Below are 3,368 nucleotides of genomic sequence, written 5' to 3'. Positions count from 1 at the left end.
GGTGGGGCACCGCGGGCCCGCCCATCGCCGGGTCGGCCTCCGCAGGGTGGGTCGCCGTCGGGCGGGCAGGTGCCCCACCCGCCACCGGGGCGGCCAATCGCGCAGGTGCCGCAGGCGCCCTTGGCGCCCCCAGTCGCCCCTCTCAGGCCTCAGGCGCCGGTCGGGCCCGCGCCTTCCGGCGCCGCATGGCCCGCGGGGCCATCATCCACCGGGCAGCGGCGGTCAGCAGGTCCGCCGCCCACTGGGCCGCTCCCGGCGGCGCACGCGGCGCCGCCACCCGCGGGATCGCCGGCGCCGGCCGGGCCGCGGCTGGGGCGGCCGCTCGTCGAGTACGGGCCCGGGGATCGGCCGCGGCGGGCTCGCCGCACCAGTTCCGTCCTCGTGGCGCTCGCCGTGCTCTCGGCGCTCGCCGTGGCCGCCGTGCTCGTGCTCGTCAACACCCCGGAGGAACTGGACGTCGCGGCCGTGCCGCCGCAGATCGGCTCGCCGGGGGTGCCCTCGGCTCCGGAGCGGGCGGTGCAGCTGGACCTCGACGACCCGGTCGACCAGGGCGACCACGTCGAGCTGTCCTGGCGCAGCAGCGAGGCGCTGGACTTCGCGGTGATCGTGGCCGCCGAGGGCGAACGGAGCACGACGGTCCTCGTGCAGCGCAACACCACCCACCGCGTGCCGGTGGACCCGGTGCGCAAGTACTGCTTCCTCATCCAGGGCACCGACGGCCCCCACATCTACGAAAGCCAGGCGAAACCGATCCGCGGCGCGAACTGCGTCAAGTGACCCGCCGCAGCAGCGTCCCCGGCTCGAACGCCGCCCGCAGCCACGCCCGCACACCCCGCCGCGCGAGCCCGCGCCGCACCCGCCGCACCGCCGTCCACGCCTGCGCGGCCCGGCCCTCGTCCGGTCCGGCACCTGACCACAGCGCCAGGTCCACCGTCCGCCCCAGCGACCGCAGCTCGTCCACAGTGGACTGATCGACGAACCCGGCGGCCGCCGTCGCCAGGTCCCGCACGGTCATCCCCGCCGTCACCGGCACGCCATGACCCCGCAGCCGGTCCCGCACCTCCTCCCACGCGCCGACCACCGCGCCGGCCCCGCCCCGCCGCCGTCGCCGCCAGGCACGCACGCCCTTGGCCAGCGGCACACCGAGCACGCCCAGCAGGACCGCGCCGAGCACGATCGCCCCCGTCAGCGCCCACGGGAACCGCCCGGCTCCCGCGGGCGCCTCGCCGCTCCCCTCCCCCGCCGCCACCGGCGGGTCGAGCAGGTCCTGCGACGCGGGCAGCTGCGCCCGCGCGCCCGCCGTCGCGGCGGCCAGCCCGGCGCCCGCGGACGCGCCGGGTGTCGCGGTGCCCGTCGGGTCGAGCGGCACCCAGCCGACGCCTTCGACCGCCACCTCCGGCCAGGCCAGCACGTCACCGTTGCGTACCACGTCCGGCCCGGCCGGGGCGCGGAACCCGACCACCAGCCGCGCCGGGATGCCCCGCACCCGGGCCAGCGCCACGTAGGCGGCCGCGAACTGCTCGCTGGTGCCGCGCTTGGCGGTCAGCAGGAACTCCGCCAGCTGCGGCCAGGAATGTCCGGTCGGCAGGTTCTGCCCGGTGGCCAGCCGGTAGTTGTCGCGGAAGAACCGTTCCAGCGCGAGCGCCGCCTGGAACGTGGGCCGGGTGCCGTTCACCGCTCGGTCGGCGAGCTCGGCGATCCCGGGCGGCACCTCGCCGACGCCGGACAGGCCGCCGGGCGCGTCCGGGTCGATCGCCGCGCCGTACAGCGAGCCCGCCGGGATCTGCGGTGCCCACCAGGTCAGGGTGTAGTCGCCGGCGCGGCCGCCGTCCGGCACCAGCAACGTGCCCTGCCGCTCCTCCACCAGCGGCTCGGCCCCGCTCACCCCGGCCGGCCAGGTCTGGCTCGGCAGCCACGGCCCGCCGAGGTCGACCGCGGAGATCCGGGCCGTGCGCGGCTCGACCGGCACGGTCACCTCCGGGCCCGGCCGGAGTTCGCTGCCGAGCGTGCGGTACCGGCCGCCGGGTGACCAGTTGACGCCGTCGAACTCGTCCAGCACCGCCACCGCCCATCGGTCCACCCCGGCGGCGCCGTCGAGCCGGAACACGGGCGTCGCCGGGTGGGCGAGCCGGTAGGCGATGTCGTCGAGCGGGTTGGCGATCTGGACCGGGGTGAGGGGGGCGAGCTGGTCGTCCTTGAGGGAGTACCGAGCCGGCGGGGCCGGCACCGCCACCCCGGCGACCACCACGCACCCGGCGGCCAGCGCGACGGCCACGATCGCCGACGGGAACACCGGACGCGGCCCCTCCGCCCGCCCGCGCCCGGTCGTGGCCGCGCCCGCGGCCACCGCGTACGCCAGTGCCGCGGCCACCGCGCCCCAGCCGGACGCCGCCGCGTAGAACTGGCTGAGCACCACGACGGCGAGGCTCGGCACGAGCGCCACCAGCGGCCGGCTCAGGCGGAGCAGTTCGGCGCCGAGCACCGCGGCGAGCAGCGTGAGCAGCGGGACGAACAGCAGCACCGCCGGCTCCGGGCGGGCCGGCCAGGTGGACCGCAGCGCCAGCTGCCAGGACTGGGACACCCCGCCGGCGAGCGCGTGCAGGGTCTCGCCGGTGGGCAGCCCGCCTGCGGTGGTCGGCCACAGGGTCGTCTCGACGACGGCCAGCAGCCCGGCCACCATCGCCACCAGCGGCCGCAGCCCCGGACCGCGCACCACGGCGACGACGAGCAGCACGACGGCCGCGGGCACCGCGACGGGCACCAGGAGCGCCCGCAAGCCGAACACCGGGGCGAACAACAGCCCGGCCACCACGGCGGCGAGCACCACCCCGGCCACGGGAACGATCCGGGAACCACGCTCGGCGCCGCGGTTCACGCGACCACCCCTCGCCACGAGCCGCGGCGCCCGGCCCGAGCCGGAGAACCGAGCGGATTCTGCGGCGCAGCACAGTCCACACCGGACAGTGCCGCCCTCGCCCCGCCGCAGTCCACGGCCGCGGCGCCCGCACCGGCATCCACACCGGACACGGCCGCCTCCGCCCGAGCGCAGTGCGCCGCGGCCGCCGGGCGCCGCGCGGCCGCCGCACCGCCGTCCACATCGGACACAGCCGCCCTCACCCGGTCACCTCGTTCCACTGCCGCACCGCCTGCGTCGCGTCGGGGGCGAGGAGCACTCGCGCGCCCGGCACCGCCGCCGCCCGGGATCCCGCCTCCTCCAGCGCGATCACGAAGATCGTGTCGTAGCGGTCCCGCAGCCAGGTCAGCGCGGGCGGCCCGGTGCGTGCCGAGGTGACCAGCACCAGGCACCCGCACGCCCCGCCCCGCGCCGACAGCGTCGCCGGCACCGGGTCGTCGGCGGGGGCCTGCGT

2 protein-coding genes and 1 pseudogene are annotated in these 3,368 nt (G+C 78.2%); 1 reads left to right on the top strand and 2 read right to left on the bottom strand.

Features of this window, described 5'->3' with window-relative positions; translation table 11 throughout:
- Window positions 1-381: 381 nt before the first annotated feature.
- On the top strand, window positions 382-777 hold the full coding sequence (locus D0D28_RS35190) for a hypothetical protein (protein ID WP_116104265.1): 396 nt from the start codon (window positions 382-384) through the stop codon (window positions 775-777).
- Here D0D28_RS35190 and D0D28_RS35185 read toward each other — a convergent pair.
- The gene (locus D0D28_RS35185) at window positions 770-2,875 is read right to left on the bottom strand and encodes a transglutaminaseTgpA domain-containing protein (RefSeq protein WP_116115517.1); all 2,106 of its coding nucleotides are present in this window, start codon (window positions 2,873-2,875) and stop codon (window positions 770-772) included. The genes D0D28_RS35190 and D0D28_RS35185 overlap by 8 nt on opposite strands.
- Before the next feature lie 238 nt (window positions 2,876-3,113).
- Window positions 3,114-3,368 (bottom strand): annotated as a pseudogene (locus D0D28_RS35180) (DUF58 domain-containing protein); the annotation flags it as partial.

The organism is Amycolatopsis ruanii (assembly GCF_003385175.1).
GTDB lineage: Bacteria > Actinomycetota > Actinomycetes > Mycobacteriales > Pseudonocardiaceae > Amycolatopsis_E > Amycolatopsis_E thermalba.
This window is presented reverse-complemented; position numbering and strand designations above follow the sequence as displayed.